This window comes from Paenibacillus allorhizoplanae, assembly GCF_927798215.1.
Lineage (GTDB): Bacteria > Bacillota > Bacilli > Paenibacillales > NBRC-103111 > Paenibacillus_E > Paenibacillus_E allorhizoplanae.
Window position 1 is genome coordinate 36379 of the sequence record NZ_CAKMMW010000026.1, and the last position, 19731, is coordinate 56109.

Sequence of the window (19731 nt, forward strand, 5' to 3'; positions counted from 1 at the left end):
CCTCCTTGCAACAGCTGTGTTTTGGGCGGCAAATATGAGATAATGATTATCCCATTTGCAGATGATTATTGATCTGAACCGCACTCTTGACTACAATACATAGATAGTCTGACGAATGATTCTTTGAACAGATAAGGTGTTGGATACGATGCGCTCTTTAAGTTTTCTTAGCAAAATGACGATATTCAGCTTCTTGCTTAGTACGCTGCCTGTGATCTTTATCGGTGCTTTCGCCTTCTTTACGTCGTCTAGTGAAATCCAAAAAAATGTAAACGAAGGAAAAATGCAGTTAATCACCCAAATTAACTCCAATGTAGAGCAGAAATTAACCACTGTCAACCATACACTAAATCAGGTCATCAATTCCACTGTTCTCAAAAAGGCCATGGACATGCCACTGACTGTAACCGATTTCATGATGTACGATGATCTGCGAAGTGAGATTCGGTATATGCAATCTTTTGACACGAGACTGGAAGATGTGCTCTTGATTAATGCGAAACAGAATTGGATGATCAAAAATTCAGGACTCTACAAATTCGACAACTATCCATTTGCTGATAAATTGATTTCCCTGATGAACACGCAAGACAATAGCATGTGGATTCTGAATCCATCCGAGTGGTTTTACACCGAAGAAAATGCGCGAAGCGTGACCTGTGATTACAGTATTTCGCTTGTTAAAAAGCTGCCGACCACTGGACTCGATAAATTCGGCCTCGCTTTAGCTAATATCCCTGCCTGCTCCCTGAAGGATATGATTCAAAGTGATAGCGAACATCCCGATGACATTGTCATCATGGATGAACACAAGCGAATTGTAATGAATCGGGATCCGGGTCTCATCGGAAAATCCATCACAGCTGCTGGCCTAACCGACCTGGCACACCTTGATGAAGACGTGAGCGGGCAGTTCCGCGCCAGCATTCACGATAAGCCTTATTCCGTTACTTATCTGCGTTCGAATCTGAACAACTGGACCTATCTTTCCCTGACTTCGATTGACAGCTTGACCAAGGAATCCAGCAAAATCGGAACCTATACAATTTATATTTGCGTCCTGATGCTGCTTCTTGCTTTGGTACTCGCATGGCTGGTTTCACGTAAAATGTACTCACCGATCCAGCTTCTTCTGAATCAAATCGGAGGCTTGGTGAGCGGGAATCAGAAGCGCAAAGCGAATGAATTTCAGATGATCAGTGAGCATGTGCACACGTTGTTCCAATCGAAATCGCAGCTCGAAAAAGAAGTTCATCAACATATCGGTCAGGTGCGGACCTTCTTCCTGATCAAGGCTTTTCAGGGGCATATTAAGCCGACTGAGCTATTAGAGAAGCTTGCCCAATTCGGCTACACCGACCATATTGCTGCTTGGAAAACGATGTCCGTCATCACCATCCAAATCGACGCCATCGACCACACTCGTTATGAGAAAAAGGACATGGAGCTGCTGCTCTTCGCCGTGCACAACATGATGGAGGAGCTCATCCCTACGGAGCAGCGCTTAGCGCCGATCCTAATTGACCAGACCATTGTGACCATGATCGGGAGTTCAGACAGCGTCGACAGTGACTTCCGTACGATGGTGTACGGCCTAACCGAGCAGGTTCAACAGCATATTTATAACTTCCTGAAGCTGCACATCTCAATTGGGATCTCCTTGCCGATTCATGCGTTCACCCAGATGTCGCTGGCCTACAAAGAAGGACTCGAGGCTTTGAAGCATCGTATCAAGCTTGGCGAGGGCATCATCATACAGTATGAGAATATCAACTCAGGGAAGCATTACTTGAATTTGAACTATCCGAAGCCTCTTGAGAATGAACTGATCGACAGCATTAAGCTAGCCGAAAAGGATAAATCCCGCGAGCTGTTGAAGCAGCTGCTGCATGCTGTTTTCGCGGCGCAGCTCACCCCGCAGGAGTATCAAATCCCGTTGGCGCGGCTGCTCAACAACTTGCTCATGATGATGCAGGAATCCGGCATCGCCTTGAATCAGATTCATCCGAACCAAGGCTCTTTGTTCGAGGAAGTGCTCGGTCTGCATACGACCGCCGAGATCGAGGACTGGTTCTGGACAGAGGTTATCCATCCGCTGATCCGAATTTACCGCGACCGTCAGGATGCGCAGTACCACAACATATCCGAGAAAATTATCGATCTCGTGCAGCATTATTACGACACGGATCTGACACTCGAAGAATGCGCTTCTCGCCTGCATTACAATGCCAATTATTTGAGCAGCATTTTCCGCAAAGAGACGAACTGCTCCTTCAGTGATTATTTATCGAACTACCGTTTCAATATGGCGAAAAAATGGCTCTCCGAGACCGATATGCCGATCAAGGATATCTCTTCGAAGCTGCGTTACAACAACTCGCAGAATTTCATCCGCTCCTTCCGCAAGCAGGAAGGGCTTACGCCCGGTCAGTACCGGGATAAGCAGAGGGAGGGCTTGCCGCCTAGTACGATTTAAAAAAGCAAACAGCCTGCGAAGCCACCACATGAATGTTGGTGGTTTCGCAGGCTGTTGTTCGTCTCGCGAGATGTACTTGCGAGATGGTAGGACAGCCTCTAGGAGGCTTGTCCAGATGATCTGTGTTTCTACGCGATTAAGCGGAAACGACTTGGCTGGATTCGACCGCTGCTTTAAGCGCGGCACGGTTGTCCCACAGGAAGGAGAGCACCTGATTACGCTCATCGAAGAACAACTCTTCTGCGTCCTCATAATCTTTCCCCACGCCATGCACACTGAAGCGTTCGTCTTCATAACTCATTAAGGTCCATTGACCTCCACGTTTTTTATCAGCAAAAATAAGGTAAAGCTTCTTCCCTGCTGCGTCCCACTCTGCGAAGTTTGAAAAGTTGTCCAAAATCAAGCTGATGTCCTGTTTATTCTTAATTTGCATGATCTTATCTCCTTTTCGCTTTTTTAAAATCGTACCCGAGTTTCCCTGAGAAGTTTGTCACAGTTTAGGGACGAAATGTAGGAATTTTTGTCGAATGGGATGCGTTGTTTGGTGGGAATCGCCGCGGAAGATGGATTGTGACTAGCCGTGGCTCCATTTAGCTGGAAAAACTACATCTAATTCCAGCGGATTCACCGAGTATTTGCGAATAGTTGGATTTCCTACATCTAATTTTCGGCTTTTCGGCGGGGAGGCGGAAAAGAGAGGAAAATAACTGGAGGAAATCCAGTTATTTGTCCCAAGACGTGCATTGTCCGCGAATTAGCGGGAGGAAATCCAGTTATTTCTCTCACGCGTGATTTCTCCGTGCATTTGGATAAAATCTCGAAGTAGGCCTACCCATTGGACAAATACAGTGTATTCCAATCCAATAGGCCCAAATTTCCTTCTACATTGGATTTATCCACGTAAGCAACCCCATATCGGGCCCAAAAGACCCTTTTTGTTCGTTTTGAGTGGATTTGTCCACTCAAATTTGTTTTTAGCTAGTTTAAATTCCCCCTCCACTGGAATTGTCCAATGGAGCTAAGTTCTGGTTAGTGACAGTAGCAGCTAAGCATACAAGTGGACGAGTTCTACACGTGGAGGAACGCGCAGGTACGAGTTGGGTTGGGTTGCAGTTGCGGTTGGGGTTGGGGTTGTCAGAACTGCAAAAGTGAAGTTTTGACAGCGGTATTCCCTCATTTATTAGAAATTGATGCGAATTGGCATCAATTCAGTCTGATTTGAGGAGATTACCTTGAAATCCGATAGAAAGGTTGCCTATTTGCACGCATTTTCCAATTCTGAGGATAAATGAGGAGAAAAGGTTGCCTATTTGCATTTTTCATAGAATAATTCCCCTCCATGATCGACTGCACCTCCCGCCCCAAAGAAACAAAAAAGCGAATCCCGAAGGATTCGCTCTCCACACAACACACAACACACAACCTACAACCCCGCCGCGGCATACACCTTGTCGAAGCCAGCTTTGGACCGCTCCGCCAAGCTCTCCGGAGAATCTGTCGGCGCTTCGGCCGTCAGGATCTCCTGCGCCACGGCTCCGGTGTAACCAATACGCTGCAGGCCTTGCAGGAAGCCTGCCAAATCAATAACGCCCTCGCCCGGATACACACGTCCGTTGTCGAGCACTTCCTCCACCGGCACATCCGGTGCATCGTTGATGTGCACATGCACGATCTGATCGACGCGGAGCTTCTCGATATCCGCGACAGTCCCACCATTCGTGTACCAGTGGTACGAATCGAACAGTAAGCCCACGTTGCGCTCACCGATCGCATCGATCCAATCCAACGTTTCATCAATGGTCCAGATGAACGGGTTCTGCCACCGTGTCCGCAGATGATGCGGACCGACGAACTCCAGCCCTAGGCGGATGCCGTAGGCGCCTAGGATTTGGGCGCACGTGCGCAATCTGCGCGTCGCGAGCGCCATGAAGTGCGCTGCCCCGAGGTCCGTCGAGGGCAGCACATACGTGCAGCAGCTCGTGCAGCCGAGCGCTGCTGCCGCTTCCGCGGCTTGGGCTAGCTTCGGCAGCCCCTCGCGGAACACCTCTTCCGTGGAACGCCATTCCACGGGCAAACCGATGGACCCGACGACGAGTCCATTCTTCTCTAATAACTCACGAGCACCAGCGACGGTGTGCGTTTCTACAAGGCCCACAGCGTCGATGTCGACCGCTTGGAAGCCATATTTTGCCGCTAACTCGATGAACTGCTCATTACTCTCGATCTTGCCAAGCCCTGCTCTCGTTAACCCTCTAAGCATCTGATAATCCCTCCAAATGGTTTCTGCTATAGCTTGCTTTTTCCCAGTCTGTTCTTCGTTCTATCCGCAACTAATCCCAGTTCAACTTCACTTCGCTGCCTGTACGCGAAGACTCATAAATCGCATCGAGAATCAAATTGTTCGTATAACCGGAAAGCGCCGATGTGATCGGCTGTTTGCCTTCACGAATACAATCTAGGAAATGTAGGCTAAGACGTAGGCGCTCGCCTTCATCATTCTCAGGTTTTTTCAATTCCGTCTCGATCGGACGGTTGAATTTCTCTGTCAGCAATTTCCCCGTAGGTCCCTTGTAACTAGCTCCGCCATCCGCGCCCATCAGATGCACGAAAGGCGTGTTATCCGTGTCCATGTGAACTGCCCAGCTCACTTCAAGCGTCAGCGTGCTGCCATCTTCCATACGAATCAGCGCAGTCGCCAAATCCTCTACATCATACGTACCGTTCCAGTTCGGCTTGCCCCATGTGCCAATCCCTTTGCGACGTGGTCCGAATTCCGCATACGTTGCGCCAACTACAGAAACTGGTTTCGGATTCCCCATCAAATAAAGGGCAAGATCCAGCATATGAACGCCGATATCGATCAAAGGACCGCCACCGGATTCGTCCATTCTCGTGAACCATGTTCCCCAACCTGGGATGCCTTTGCGGCGGAACCAGCCCGTTTTGGCTGTGTAGATTTTGCCTAGCTCGCCCGCTTCAACTTGCTCCTTAATCTGCATAGGAACGGATTCCCAACGCATTTGGTGACCGATCATCACGATCGTATTGGCCGCTTTGCTTGCTTCATATATTTGTTTAGCCGCTGCGGCGTTAATGCCCATTGGCTTCTCGATAAGGACATGTTTTCCCGCTTCGATCGCTTGGACAGCAAGGGAAGCATGGTATTGATTCGGCACCCCGATAATGACAGCATCGACGTTCGTGCTCTGAATCAACTCTTCTGGTGTGGCAGCCACATGAGCAATGCCATGCTCTTGCGCTCTCGCTGTAGCCAAAGGCAAGTACGCATCCGTAATCGCCGTTATCTCACAGAGTTCCGCCAGCTTTGAAAACTCCCGAATATGAACCCCGCCAATATTGCCTGCACCAATAATCCCAATTCTAATTTTGTTAACGCTTTCCACGATTCGTTCCTCCTCATAAGTACACGCTGTTGACTCTGCTTTTATGATAAAATAAGATCACTAAGAAGTCGTACCGTATATTCGGAAAACGTCCCATTTTTTCGAAGGAGCCCTGACTGATCATGACGTATTTTCCAGATTATCTGAAAACGTACCCAAATATGCACTCCCCCTTCCCGTTCCACCTTAGTAGAAATACATTGGAGCACGGTTTTCGCGCGCACCGCCATGACTACCTCGAGTTCTCCTATGTGGTCGAAGGACATGGCGCAGAATCGATAAATGATGTGAAACATACGATGGCACCTGGCACGTTCACCTTTGTGCTGCCCTATCAAGTACATGAGATTTTTACGGATCCAGGTCAAAAACTAGTTCTCTTCAACGGCATGTTCAGTATGGATTTACTTATGGAGCCGGGGAACGATCAAGGTCTCTCTGGTCTGTTCAATGATTCGAATGGATTACCTGCTTATGTACAGTTCGAAGGTGCTGAACAGGAGAAGATGTCCGCTCTCATTGAAGAGATCGTGAATGAGTATCATGGCGACGAACGGTACAGGCAGACTCTGCTGAAGGCCAAATTGAAGGAAATTCTGATCCGCTTCGATCGGCATCGCTTCCAGCACGCAGGCAAGGAGGAAGAAGCAGCAACATTGGCCAAATCCCCTTCAAGGTCCAGCCACGCCGTGTGGCCGATTATTCATTATATCCATCGGAATTATCAAGAGGATCTGGCGTTGTCCGATCTGGCAGCTCGCTTCACGATGAGCGTGTCGCGTATCAGCGAAGTGATTAAGCAAACAACAGGCCAAACTTTCGTCCACTTCCTGCACGATCTGCGCTTGCGTTATGCTTGCAGCCTGCTGGTCTCCACCGACATGAGTGTCACGGAGATCGCTTTGGAAGTTGGCTATGGCTCGTACAAAACCTTTTCGCGGATATTCCGAGAGAGTAAGGGCATTGTGCCGAAGGAGTATAGGCGGGTTGAGCATGGTCGTGCGGTGACGTAGGTGTTGAACAAGAACCCGCCATTTCGCACTACGCGAATAGCGGGTTCTTTGCAGGTAGCTATGTACTTGTTATGTCCACAAGATTTGCCTCAGAAGCTTTAACTAAATCAGCACCGCTTATAAATATTTGCAGCCCACGACGGCCTGCACTAATGCTGACCAGCTCCATCTTTGTCACGGAACTATCCAAGAAGAAAGGATACTTTTTCTTCATACCAAGCGGCGAGACACCGCCTCTTATATATCCCGTAAGATTCTGAATATCCTTTACAGGAACCATTTCTACCTTTTTATTACCGCTTTGGATCGCCAAACTTTTTAAATTAAGCTCTCGATCTCCAGGGATGCAGGCCGCGATTACCCCCGTTTTATCCCCTTTCAAAACTAATGTTTTATAAAGTTGACTAACTAACAAATGAACCTTTTCGGCCACCGTGCGGACATCTAATTGATTTTCATCCCACTCGTATTCATGCAACGTATAGGGAATTTTGAGCGAATCCAATTTGCGACAAGCATTCGTCTTCACCATGTTCTCACCTTTTTCCGAAATGCTAAACGTATGGTTCCATTTTACTTAATCAAGGCGTGTTCGCAAGGGTTAACAAAAAAAATGACCCACAGCAACGGGCCGCAGGTCTCAAGTTATCTATATTTAAAAGGGGGTCGAGATTTAGTATAGGCTCGTTTCCTTAAATCTACCTGAAGATAAGATGTCAATCTTGTTACATTTACATGACGGCTTATTGCCGATCGTTTATGACTTCAGCACCCGGTTCGAGACATCGTTGATTTGCTTCAGTCCCTTGGGGTGCCCCACTTATCGCCATCGTGGCGGGATCATAAGCTCGTTTATTTCTCAAGCATTTGGAACACTTGCTCGACGTCCTTGTCACCGCGACCAGAGAGGTTAATGATGATGATTTGATCCTTACTCATCGTCGGAGCAAGCTTCTTCGCATAAGCGACAGCATGTGCGCTCTCGAGCGCGGGAATGATCCCTTCCGTGCGGGACAGTTCCTGAAATGCCGCTAAAACTTCATCATTGCTGACTGTCACATATTCCGCTCTCTCCGTTACTTTCAAATGGCTATGTTCCGGCCCTATGCCAGGATAATCGAGACCCGCTGCAATCGAATACGTCTTCCGTGGGTTGCCCTCCTCGTCCAGCAGTACCAGGCACTTGAAGCCATGAATTACGCTCGGTACACCTTCGGTCAACGTAGGCGCTTGATCTGGCTCGACTCCGATCAAGCGAACCGATGGTTCGTCTAGGTAGTGGGCAAACGCGCCGATCGCGTTGCTCCCTCCCCCTACGCAGGCGATAACCGCATCTGGCAGGCGACCCTCTTTATCGAGAATCTGACGCTTGGATTCCTCACTGATGATCGATTGGAAATGTTTAACCATCGACGGGAACGGATGTGGACCGACGGCAGAACCAAGCAAGTAGAACGTGTTCTTGTAGTTCTGAACAAGATCTCCTAAGGCTTCGTCAACGGCATCCTTCAGGCGACCTTGCCCTTTGTGAACCGGAACAACGGTAGCGCCAAGGAGCTCCATCCGGAAAACATTCAAGGATTGACGACGCGTATCTTCAGCGCCCATATAGATGATACATTCCATGTCGAACATGGCGCAGGCTGTCGCCGTTGCGACGCCATGCTGTCCGGCTCCAGTCTCGGCGATAATCCGCTTGGCGCCCATCCGCTTGGCAAGCAGAATTTGTCCGATTACGTTGTTAATTTTGTGCGCACCTGTGTGGTTCAGATCCTCACGCTTTAGATAAACTTTCGCACCGCCCCAAGTCTCCGACAACCTCTTCACATAGGTCAGTGGATTCTCGCGACCCACATATTCACGTAAATAATAACTATATTCATCATTAAATTCCGGATCGTCTTTGTACTTATAGAATTGCTCACTCAGATAATTTAGCACTTCCTGTAATTCTGGCGGTACGAAGCTGCCTCCGAACTCCCCAAAATACCCTTCCTGCAATTGTTCCTGATTCATACTGTAAGCGCCTCCAATGCAAATAGTAGTAGTCTGTCCGACCTAGCTTTTATCGTACCATAAATACCCAGTTTCGGGGTTGCACATTTTACAACTGCAAGAAGTAGTAAAAGCCCCCAACTCACAATGAAGTGATTGGAGGCTTCTCTTATTGGTTCAGCACCTGATTGGAGACATCGCTGATCTGCTTCAGTTCTTCATCTGTCAGTGTGAATTGCAAGGCTTTCACATTTTCCTCCGCGTGATGCGTTTTCGAAGCACCTGGAATGGCGAACACGGTCTCCCCATGCGCATGAATCAGCCAATTCAGCGCGATCTGCGTTGGTGATGCATCATATAGCTGCGCAAGTTCATCTAACTTGTCGATCAGTGGCTTCGACTTCTGCAGCCCCGAAGCACGGAAAGCCGATGTGAATTTACGCGGACCCTTGATCGCTTTCACCAGCTCTGGGTTTTTGTGAAACTTGCCGCTCAAGATCCCCTGCTCCAGCGGTGAGTACGCGATAATCCCGACACCAAGCTCCTTGGCAGCCTCCATGATCCCATTGTGCTCAATCCTGCGATCCAGCAAGCTATACTTCACTTGATTGGAAATGAGGCGAAGTCCGTGCTCGCGGAGGACGCGGTCAGCTTCACGCATTTTATCAGCAGAAAAATTACTGACGCCAACGTTCTTGATTTTACCTGACTTCACGAGCCCTGCCATCGCAGTCATTTCCTCTCGAACGGATGAAAACGAAAAAGGCTGATGCACCTGATGCAGTTCGATCGTCCGATTCTCCAGCAACCGAATTCGCTCATCGATCGTACTCGTGATGCTGCTCGCGGTGCGAAGGAACGGCCACCACTTCGTCGCGATATGTGCTCCGTCAGCCAAAGGCCCTGCTTCGCGCAGCGCTTCCGCCAGCATTTGCTCGGATTGACCTTTTCCGTAAACCTCCGCTGTATCAAACCAATTAATCCCGCCCTTGAGACTGGTCTGAACGATGCTGCGCACATCCGCTTTCTTCAGAACTGGCCAAAACTTGCCAACCATTCCTTGACCATTGCTGAATTGCCAGCAGCCAAGTCCGAGTGGCGATAAGGCTAAGGACGAACTGCCCAACTGCCGGAGTACTGCTTTCCCCACCATACTATTCACCTATTCCTTACTAGCTATGATGTGATTCTCCCATTGATTATACACGATACCCGTAGGAATCACCCAATTCACGCTAGTGGCGAGGTTGAGCTTCGCCAACGCAAAAAACTCAAGTTATCGAGAAAGTCCCGACGACCTGAGTTTTTCATGAAGTGCTTTACTCCCGCAATTTATTGATAATCCTTCGCTTTCTTTACCAATTCATCATAAGCCGCTTCCGGCGTAATTTTGCCGAACATCACTTTTTCACCTATATCCTTAAAGTCCTTAGCTGTGTAGTTACTCCAGCCTTTAGCCCCAGGGTTAAATGGTTGAGCGTCTGGTGCGACATTCTTGATCAGCTCGATTTGCTGTTTATCCGCAGGAGTCAGCTTCGGTGTCAAATACTCGAGAACCTTTTTGGAAACGGGTACACCGCGCGTTGTCGTCAAAATGTCCGCTGCTTCCGTATCGTTTACAAACCAGTCGATAAACGCTTTAGACGCTTCTATGTTCTTGGAATCCGCACTAATGGACCAGAACATGGACGGTTTCAGGAAGCCGCTGGCTTGAACACCTTTAGGCTGCGTAACAAACTTATAAGCGCCTGGTTTCACGCCGTCAAAGCCAGGCAATAGGGCCGCGAAGCTGCGCTTGATCAAGACCGTATCGTTGTTCATCAAATCCATCTTCGCATCGGATTCTTTATCTGTCGTTGCAACATCGGGTGGAGGAACTACGCCTTCTTTACGAAGATCCGCATATTTCTTCGCATACGTGATGTACGTATCTTTGTCCAAATTGAATTTGCCATCTACCGTAACCGGATAGCCCTTGCCTTGGCTGCTTTGGTAGGAAGAGTAAACGGTGTAATCATTCGTCGCATCCATTAAGGCATATTTGTCCTTCTCTAGCTTTGCTTTCGCATCCCTGCCGAATTGGAAATATTGATCCCATGTCCAGCCATTAGCCGGAGGTGTGATACCCAGTTTGTCCACTGCATTCTTGTTGAATAACATCCCCGTAGCATTATTTCCTAGTGGAATCGCATACAGCTTGTCTTTATATTTACCGGAATCGACTAGCGATTTATCGATATCCGCCGTATTAATGCCTTTGGACAAATCCACGAGCTGGTTTCTTCCGCTATATTCAGCTAACCAAGCCGGGTCCATTTGGATGACGTCTGGTGCGTTTTTCGCCGCAGCCTGAGTGGCAAGCTTATCCGCATAGCCATCAAATCCGGAAAATTCCGGCTCAAACGTAACGTTCGGATGTTTCTTCGTGTAAGCATCAAGTGCCTTCAAGGTGGCATCGTGTCTGGCTTGTGAGCCCCACCATACAATGCGGAGTTTCACTGGCTTATTATCGACCACTGCTGCTGTTGCTGCTGCACCACCGCTTGGTTTTGCGCTTTCACCTGTTTTGGTACTGGTAGTGGTATTGCCACCGCAAGCGGTCAAGCTTACAGCTGTAAGTGCTGTAACTGTCAGTAAACCCCATCTTTTTATCTGCTTGTTCATCATTCTGCTAACCCCTTCCTGTACTCCATATTCAGGTCCATGTGTCAACGCCTTTCCGATAAAAGGAACGAAGGTACAGTAGCAACTCCATTCATCAGCAGCGCGCTTATAACTTCATTATATAAACCGAAGGACACAATCAAAATAAGGGTAATGAACACATTTCTACCACAATCGAGCACAACCTATTTCTTTCCGAGCTCACTGGGATTCATACCATAATGTTTTTTGAAAATGGAGCTGAAGTACGCCACATTTTTGTAGCCTACCTTTTCTGCTATCTCGTAAATCATGTGTTTACCTTCTGTCAGAAGTACTTTGGCCTTCTCTAGCCTTACACGAATTAAATAATTCGTAAAGGTTTCTCCCGTTGCTTTCTTAAACATCCGGTTCAAATAATTGCGGGTTAGATACAGCTGTTTCGACAGATCCTCCAAAGCAATGTCCTCGGCATAATGCTCATGCGCATATTGAATCATGAAATCAATGGCTTCCTTATGTTTAGAGTGTTCGCTCCATCCACGCTGTGAGGAAATGCCGGAGATTTTATTTTCAAGCCAATCCCGGAGCTCCTCGATCGTCTGAATCTTGGTAATTTCCTGATTTGCCGGCAGACCAGGGAACAGATCGTCGAGCACCACGCCGGTGCTGTATAGCGAATAGGCCAGAATCGTCCACAGCTCCGAACATAAGTATTGCAGATATGCTGGCGTTACGGAAGGCATCTGGCGGAGCTGTGCCAAGTAGGCATCCACAATCGCAAGCGTCTCCTCTTGCTTCGCATATACGATAGCCTCGGCTAGCTCTTGATAAAACTTGATAGGGCGAATCGTAAACTCGGGCTCTGCAGCATCCGGATTGGACAAGCGAGTCCCCTGATCTCCGTTCAGCGTTTGCTGCAGGAGATCCAAGAAAGCCTCTTCTGTTGAATCAGAGAGTTGTCTCCAGTCCGTCTGCACACTCCCAATTCCGACACGGATACTTAATTTCAAATAGGTCTGAGTACATTCCGAAATGTACGCTCCGATACGCTTTATACTCGCTAGAGCTACTGCATCCGATTGTTCTAAAGGAATATGAAAAACGATGGCAGCATGATGGCTGTGCAGCTCGATGAACTCAGAAAGCGGCCAATCCCGCTCAAGCACTTCGCGAATGATGTTAGCCAGGGCGAACCGGAACAAGCTCCAGTCCGTTAAAGTGAGATTCGATACACGGATTGTCCCCATCAGCTCGATGCCCATGATGAGATGTTTCTGCGATAGCCACGATTTCTCGTCGATCGGCTCCATACTTTCCTCCGCTATAGCCCGACCCAACGTACCCGTGACGACCGACTTCAACCATTCCTTCTGCACGAAGGGCTCGTACATCAGTAACCTGCGCCGCGTCTCCTCCTGCTCTAGCTTCGCCAGTTCTTTGGTCTCCAGCTCATGGATAGCCCGCTCCAGCACACCACTAAGCTCATCCATCGTGACCGGCTTTGACAAGTAATCGCTTACCTGCAATCGCAGCGCTTGACGCGCGTACTGAAAATCGGAATAACCACTGAGGATAATGATTTCTCCCGCAAATCCTACCTGCTTCAGTTGCTCAATCATCTCGAGACCATTCATCACAGGCATATAGATGTCGGTTATGATAATGTCTGGGCTCGTTTCTTTAACCTTCTGAATTCCTTCCTGCCCATCCATCGCTTCTCCTACCCATTCCGCCTCTAACCGCTCCCAAGGGATCGATTTCTTCATCCCTTCCAGCACTTGAAAATCATCATCAATTATAAGTACTCTCCACATGAAAAGCCTCCTCCACTTCGGATTTATTGTGCAGAACAGGTAGCCGCAGAACCACTTCCGTTCCACCTTCCTCTCTGCTTCGCATCGTGACTCCGTAAGGCTCCCCGAAATAGGCAGCAATACGGTCCATCACATTCCTAACGCCATAGCCTCCGGTTTTGCGCGGCTTCGGTACATCCCATTCTGGCCTCAGCCCTACGCCATTATCGGTAATGATAATTTCCAATTCGTTTTCCTTACGATTAAGGGCGATATGAACCTCCCCAGCCCTCCTGCCATGAAATCCATGAATGAACGCATTCTCCACAAAGGGCTGTATCGTTAAACGCGAAATATACAGTTCTTTTAATTCCTCTTCGACTTCAATGGTGAAAGTAAGACGCTCACCCCAACGAATCTTTTGAATTTGCAGGTAGCACTCTACATGCGTCAGCTCATCCCGAATTGGAATAACCGTTTCACCATTGGAAAGACCAATACGGAACATTTTGCCCATTAACGAAACGATAGTACTGATTTTCTCTTGTCCAGAATCAATAGCAATCCAGTTCAGCTGATCCAAGGTATTGTATAAAAAATGTGGATTTATCATCGCTTGCAGCGCCAATATCTCCGCTTCTCGCTTACGCTTATGCTGGGATTGCAGCGACTGCAGCAATTCTTCAATCCGCTCCATTTGCCGGCGGTACCCATTGAATAAGCTCCCGAACTCGTTCTCGTAATCGGTGGGCAGATCCATTGCAGCCCCTGCAGCAGGCACTCGTCCCATTCTCGACAGTAACAATCGAATTGGCTTCGTGAACTGTCTGGATAGAAACAACGTGAAGAAGGCAGTGATGAATATGGCCGTCAGACCGACAGTGACTAGAATATAAGCTAGGCGGATACTGCCGTGTACGATCTCATTCCATGGGGTAATTTCAATCAGCATCCAGTCTGATCGCACCTTGCTCCATACGAGCAGAGCTCCCTCACCCTGATCTTGGTTCACCGGTAGGTGTATATAATTCGAAGCGATTTCCTTACTGCTGATCAGTTTAAGATCATTTTCACTTAAAGTCGGCTTACCAATCGTGGCAATTGTCCTGCCGCTTGCATCCAATAACAGCCTGTTCTTCTCTTTACCCGCGGACTCCCCCCGAACAAGGCCCTCAATCGCTGTTGCCTTCACGTTAAGCATCAGCAGCCCATAATATTTGTCCGAATTGTTATAGAGCTTGCGGGCGAAGCTGATAAACTGCTGTGGCCCCTTATTGGTTGGGAGCGTCCGCTCCCCGACCCAGGCGAAATCTGAATTCTGGATTTCCGGATACCATGGCTCCTCCCGAACATGCTTCATATCCAGAATTTGCACAGGAGCTTGGGGATCGGTCTTAGTTGGATTGTCTATATATAAGTAGATAGACTGCACCATCGTCGTGCTGTAGGTGATGCTTGCCAGCATCCGCAGCATATCGTCCCTTCGATGAAATAACTCGAACGGATCCTTTTCAAAGGGGTCATAGCCAATCGTATTCATATTTCGGGATGCAGCAAGTGACATCTGTTCGATTGATTTCAGCTGGATATCGATCTGCTTATTCAACTCATTAAGCATATCTTGCTGGTAGTACGATGACGTATTCGCGAGTTCCTTGGACGTCGTATTGTAGCTAATCCAAGTAAAAACGAGCAGCAAGATCGTTAGGAAAGAAGCGAAGCTCCCGAAAAACAAGCGGTCAATACGCACGCGTTTGAATAAGTTCATTCGAGCTCTCCCTTCAGGCGGCAATCATGAAAGCCAAAAAAGCTGCACAATATCGCAGCTTTTCAAGTAACTCTCCAAATATTACCCCTTCACTGCACCTGACGCAATGCCGTCAACAAAATGGCGCTGAGCCATAAAAAAGATAATTAACGAAGGAACAATGGATACGAGTGACATCGCCAGCAATTGGCCCCAAGGCAAGGCAGATTGACTGTCTACAAACAATTTCAGTGCCAGCCCTACCGTATATTTATCCACCGAGTTGATATACAACAAGTGACCGAAGAAATCATCCCAGTTCCACAAGAAACAGTAGATCGCTACCGTAACTAGTGCAGGCTTGGTGAGTGGCAGGATGATGCGCCAGTAAATGCCGAACCAACTGCAGCCGTCGATTTTGGCCGATTCGTCCAGATCCTTCGGAAGTCCCCGAATGAACTGAATAAGCAGGAAAATAAAGAAGGGTCCACCGATACCGCCAGCTAAAGCATGCGGGACATAGAACGGCAGATACGTATTAATCCAACCGAATGTATTGAACATAATATACTGCGGAACTAACGTCACCTGACTAGGCAGCATCAACGTGACCATCAGGATAGAGAACCAGAAATTTTTGAGCGGGAAATCCAGTCGGGCAAAGCCGAAAGCGACGAGACTGCAAGAAAGCACTGATGTAATTAGCACGCCTGCAATAAGCTCGAAGGAGTTCATATAGAAGTGCGTAAACGTAAATTTCGGAAGCGCAACCCAGCCGTCGGTGAAGTTGCTCCACAACCATACCTTCGGGAATAAATTAGGCGAGCTCATCTCATCATTGGATTTAAATGCCGCTCCAACCCACCACAAGATGGGATAGACCATAACGATACTGAATAGGGTTAAAAAGATATGGGAGCCGAGAGTCCGGCGTTGCATTAGTGTCATTTCTTACGACCTCCTTCAGTCTCATAGAATACCCAGTAACGGGATGATGCGAAGATCAGGGCAGTCGCAATGCCAATAATAACAAGCAATATCCAGGCTAAGGCCGAAGCGTAGCCCATATCATAACGGGCGAAAGCTCTTTCGTACAAATACAGTGCATACATATACGTAGAGTTGATCGGACCGCCTTTTGTAATAATGAAAGCCTGCGTGAACATTTGGAACGAGCCAATCGTCTGCAGCACCAGATTAAACAGCAGAACCGGGGAAAGCATCGGCAGCGTAATGTTGAAAAATTGTCTGAGCTTCGACGCGCCATCGACAGAAGAAGCCTCGTAGAGCTCCGAAGGGATTTGTTTTAACCCTGCAAGGAAAATAACCATCGAAGAGCCGAACTGCCACGCCACCAAAATAATTAAAGTGCCCAGAGCCGTACCAGGGCTGCTGATCCAGCTGATCCCCTCTATCCCAAAAATACTTAAAAACTTATTGATAAAACCGTCGATCCCGAAAATATTTTTCCATAGAACCGCGACGGCGATACTGCTTCCGATCAGAGATGGCAAATAAATAAATGTACGGTAAATGGAAATACCCTTTATGTTCTTGTTGAGCAGCATAGCGACCAACAGGGCAGTCACCAGCTTGATTGGCACGGAGATGACAACGAACATCAGCGTGACAGTGAGAGACTGTCTGAACGTTTCATCGTCGGCGAAGATGCGTTCATAGTTTCTCAAGCCGATCCAATCGGGAGCGTCCAGCAACGTAAATTTGGTAAAGGAATAATAAACCGATCGGATCATCGGCCATAAGGTTAAGAGCAAGAAGCCAAGCAGCCATGGGGAGATGAACAAATACCCTGCTACAGGCGATTCCCAGCGGCCCTTCCAGTTAAAGGCGGAGAACCGCTTTTGAGCCTGTTTATTGGCATTTGTCGTAGGTTGTGTGCGCATATTGGGGCTCACCCTTTTCTAATAGTAATTTCATCTATCATCAGTATAAAAGAGCCCTCCCCCCAAGAAAATGAGAGGATTGAACACAACTTCATCCCTATCGAACACAACCCAGACCCAAAAAACCTCCTACAACATTTCTTGCTCTATGACTTGTCATATCGTTCCCTGTGTCTGGCTATGCAGTTTGCCGCGCTATGATATACTATCCACATACTTATTATCGAAGGAGATCCGATCGTTGAACGTGCTATACAAGGAACAAACCTCCCACCATGACATCTCCATTTATGACACCAACACCTTTTCTGATGAAAAAGGGAGCTTTCGCGTCTTGGAGTTTTCCAATCAAGCCATGCAAGGTGCGATGGATTTGGAGCATCCAGATCGTATCCTTTTCGAATATCCACGAGCTATGATTCATCTCATGCAGGTTAATGCCCCCCGCTTTGAGCGTGTATTCCTTATCGGTCACGGGATCGGTACGATCGCTTCCCACCTGAGAGAGAAACGCTTCACCGTTGCGGAGTTGGATGCACATGTCGTGGCGCTGAGCAGGCGCTTCTTCGGCTACAACCAGGACAATGTGCGCATCGGTGACGGCAGGCAGCTTCTAAACAACGAGCCTCCACGAACGTATGATTACATCCTTATTGATGCTTTTACTGATAAGGGCACCCCGCTGTCATTAACGTCATTAACCTTTTTTCAAATCGCCCAATCAAAGCTCGACGAGGGAGGCGCTATCCTTCTGAATTTAATGGGTAAAGGTGAGCATGACCCGCTCTTAGCCGCTATTCACACAACACTTCGTGAAGTGTTTAACCACGTTAAAGCATTCGCTCTCCCCTCTGAGGGACGCCGGGATTTGCAGAATATGATCCTGATGGGTCAAAATAAACCGATCACCCGCCACATGCGCCATATGGCTGGCTTCGTCGAAATAGAGCCTGGCTATGGGCATATCCTGATGGATGAAGCTTAATTTCCTTTTTTTATTCACCTGAGGGAGTTGTTTGCTTCCTATCGTTTATAATAAAATGTAAGAAGAGAAAAAAGTTCAATAGAAAAGGTGTCATTCATGAGCATATTAAACGTAGAACGACTTAGTCACGGATTTGGGGATCGCGCGATCTTCAACGATGTATCCTTCCGCCTGTTGAAAGGCGAGCACATCGGACTTATTGGCGCAAATGGTGAAGGGAAATCGACCTTCATGAACATCATTACCGGCAAGCTGCAGCCGGACGACGGGAAAGTCGAATGGTCCAAGCGCATGCGCGTTGGTTATCTCGATCAACATGCGGTACTTAGCAAAGGCATGACAATGCGCGACGTGTTAAAAGGTGCCTTCCAGTATCTGTTCGATATGGAACAAGAAATGAACGATATGTATGGCCGCATGGGCGACGTTTCGCCTGAAGAGCTGGAGCGTTTGCTCGAAGATGTAGGAACAATTCAAGATACCTTAACGAATCAAGATTTCTACATGATCGATGCCAAAATCGAAGAAACGGCCCGCGGTCTGGGTCTGACAGATATCGGCTTAGATAAAGACGTAAATGACTTGAGCGGTGGGCAGCGTACGAAGGTGTTGTTGGCGAAGCTTCTTTTGGAAAAGCCAGACATTCTGCTTCTCGATGAGCCTACGAACTATTTGGATGAACAGCATATCGAATGGTTGAAACGCTATCTGAATGAATACGAGAATGCCTTCATCCTTATCTCACATGACATTCCGTTCCTGAACAGCGTAATCAACTTGATTTACCACATGGAAAATCAAGCCTTGAACCGCTATGTTGGCGACTACGATCATTTCCTAGAAGTTCACGAAATGAGAAAATCCCAACTGGAGTCCGCATACAAACGCCAACAGCAGGAAATTTCGGAGTTGAAGGACTTCGTTCAACGTAACAAAGCGAGTGTCGCCACTCGTAATATGGCGATGTCCAGACAGAAGAAGCTCGACAAGATGGAAGTCATTGAGCTTGCCAAAGAGAAACCGAAGCCACAGTTCAACTTCAAAGAAGGACGTACAGCCGGCAAGCTCATCTTTGAAGCGACAGATCTGGTTATCGGTTACGACTCACCGTTATCCCGTCCGCTTAACCTGCGCATGGAGCGCGGGCAGAAAATTGCTCTCGTCGGTGCCAACGGGATCGGGAAAACGACGTTGCTGCGCAGCATTTTAGGCGAAATCCCTGCGTTGTCAGGTTCCGTGCATAAAGGTGAAAACCAACAAGTTGGCTATTTCCAACAAGAAATTAAGGAATCCAACAACAATACGTGTATTGATGAAGTGTGGAACGAGTTCCCCTCATTGAACCAATTCGAGGTGCGCGCGGCACTTGCTCGATGTGGACTAACGACCAAACATATCGAGAGCAAGATTGTCGTGCTCAGCGGTGGCGAGAAAGCGAAAGTCCGTCTATGTAAGCTGATCAACCGCGAAACTAACCTGCTTGTGCTCGATGAGCCGACGAACCATTTGGATGTTGATGCGAAGGAAGAACTGAAGCGTGCACTGAAAGCGTACAAAGGCAGCATCATCCTGATCTCCCATGAACCTGACTTCTATCGCGATGTCGTGACAGAGACTTGGAACTGTGAGTCGTGGACAACGAAAGTATTCTAATCCACACGTAACTTGAAGAGCTTGCCCCATTTACGTTGGGGTAAGCTCTTTATTTCAAGGCAGGTTCTGGAAAATAGATTGACCCAATCTTACGCAGCATGTTACAATTAAGCGA

General features: G+C 47.9%; 15 protein-coding genes. 4 read left to right on the forward strand and 11 right to left on the reverse strand.

Annotation, left to right across the window (positions count from 1 at the left end; translation table 11 throughout):
* Window positions 1-148 precede the first annotated feature (148 nt).
* The gene (locus tag L6I86_RS29400; protein WP_236292010.1) at window positions 149-2476 is read left to right on the forward strand and encodes a response regulator transcription factor; all 2328 of its coding nucleotides are present in this window, start codon (window positions 149-151) and stop codon (window positions 2474-2476) included.
* A gap of 136 nt (window positions 2477-2612) precedes the next feature.
* On the opposite strand, the gene L6I86_RS29405 is transcribed toward L6I86_RS29400, so the two are convergent.
* From L6I86_RS29405 to L6I86_RS29415, 3 genes are all read right to left on the reverse strand, one after another.
* Window positions 2613-2909, reverse strand: coding sequence for a hypothetical protein (locus tag L6I86_RS29405; RefSeq protein ID WP_236292013.1), 297 nt, complete (start codon window positions 2907-2909; stop codon window positions 2613-2615).
* A 990-nt stretch (window positions 2910-3899) separates the two neighbouring features.
* Window positions 3900-4736, reverse strand: coding sequence for a sugar phosphate isomerase/epimerase family protein (locus tag L6I86_RS29410; RefSeq protein ID WP_236292015.1), 837 nt, complete (start codon window positions 4734-4736; stop codon window positions 3900-3902).
* A gap of 70 nt (window positions 4737-4806) precedes the next feature.
* The gene (locus L6I86_RS29415; RefSeq protein ID WP_236292018.1) at window positions 4807-5880 is read right to left on the reverse strand and encodes a Gfo/Idh/MocA family protein; all 1074 of its coding nucleotides are present in this window, start codon (window positions 5878-5880) and stop codon (window positions 4807-4809) included.
* A gap of 122 nt (window positions 5881-6002) precedes the next feature.
* Here L6I86_RS29415 and L6I86_RS29420 point away from each other — a divergent pair, with 122 nt between their 5' ends.
* Window positions 6003-6893: an AraC family transcriptional regulator gene (locus L6I86_RS29420; RefSeq protein ID WP_236292020.1), complete on the forward strand. Its 891-nt coding sequence runs from the start codon at window positions 6003-6005 to the stop codon at window positions 6891-6893.
* A 58-nt stretch (window positions 6894-6951) separates the two neighbouring features.
* On the opposite strand, the gene ybaK is transcribed toward L6I86_RS29420, so the two are convergent.
* The 8 genes from ybaK to L6I86_RS29460 form a co-directional block, all read right to left on the reverse strand.
* On the reverse strand, window positions 6952-7425 hold the full coding sequence (gene ybaK / locus L6I86_RS29425; RefSeq protein ID WP_236292022.1) for a Cys-tRNA(Pro) deacylase: 474 nt from the start codon (window positions 7423-7425) through the stop codon (window positions 6952-6954).
* Window positions 7426-7745: 320 nt separating this feature from the next.
* Complete coding sequence (gene trpB, locus L6I86_RS29430) at window positions 7746-8909, reverse strand: tryptophan synthase subunit beta (protein ID WP_236292023.1); 1164 nt, start codon at window positions 8907-8909, stop codon at window positions 7746-7748.
* 148 nt (window positions 8910-9057) lie between these two features.
* Window positions 9058-10041, reverse strand: coding sequence for an aldo/keto reductase (locus L6I86_RS29435; RefSeq protein WP_236292110.1), 984 nt, complete (start codon window positions 10039-10041; stop codon window positions 9058-9060).
* Between the two features lie 179 nt (window positions 10042-10220).
* Window positions 10221-11552, reverse strand: a complete 1332-nt coding sequence (locus L6I86_RS29440) for an ABC transporter substrate-binding protein (protein ID WP_236292024.1) — start codon at window positions 11550-11552, stop codon at window positions 10221-10223.
* 185 nt (window positions 11553-11737) lie between these two features.
* Entirely contained in the window at window positions 11738-13348 is a 1611-nt protein-coding gene (locus L6I86_RS29445) for a response regulator transcription factor (RefSeq protein WP_236292025.1), read from the reverse strand.
* Complete coding sequence (locus L6I86_RS29450) at window positions 13326-15095, reverse strand: sensor histidine kinase (RefSeq protein ID WP_236292026.1); 1770 nt, start codon at window positions 15093-15095, stop codon at window positions 13326-13328. The genes L6I86_RS29445 and L6I86_RS29450 overlap by 23 nt, the downstream gene beginning before the upstream one ends.
* Window positions 15096-15176: 81 nt before the next feature.
* Complete coding sequence (locus tag L6I86_RS29455) at window positions 15177-16022, reverse strand: carbohydrate ABC transporter permease (protein WP_236292027.1); 846 nt, start codon at window positions 16020-16022, stop codon at window positions 15177-15179.
* Window positions 16019-16978, reverse strand: a complete 960-nt coding sequence (locus L6I86_RS29460) for a carbohydrate ABC transporter permease (protein ID WP_236292028.1) — start codon at window positions 16976-16978, stop codon at window positions 16019-16021. Before L6I86_RS29460 ends, L6I86_RS29455 begins: the two co-directional genes overlap by 4 nt.
* Window positions 16979-17219: 241 nt before the next feature.
* On the opposite strand from L6I86_RS29460, the gene L6I86_RS29465 reads away from it, so the two are divergent.
* Both L6I86_RS29465 and L6I86_RS29470 read left to right on the forward strand, forming a co-directional pair.
* The gene (locus L6I86_RS29465; RefSeq protein ID WP_236292029.1) at window positions 17220-17963 is read left to right on the forward strand and encodes a spermidine synthase; all 744 of its coding nucleotides are present in this window, start codon (window positions 17220-17222) and stop codon (window positions 17961-17963) included.
* Between the two features lie 96 nt (window positions 17964-18059).
* A complete protein-coding gene (locus tag L6I86_RS29470; RefSeq protein ID WP_056618568.1) occupies window positions 18060-19616 on the forward strand; it encodes an ABC-F family ATP-binding cassette domain-containing protein in 1557 nt (518 codons plus the stop codon).
* The last annotated feature ends 115 nt before the right edge of the window (window positions 19617-19731 follow it).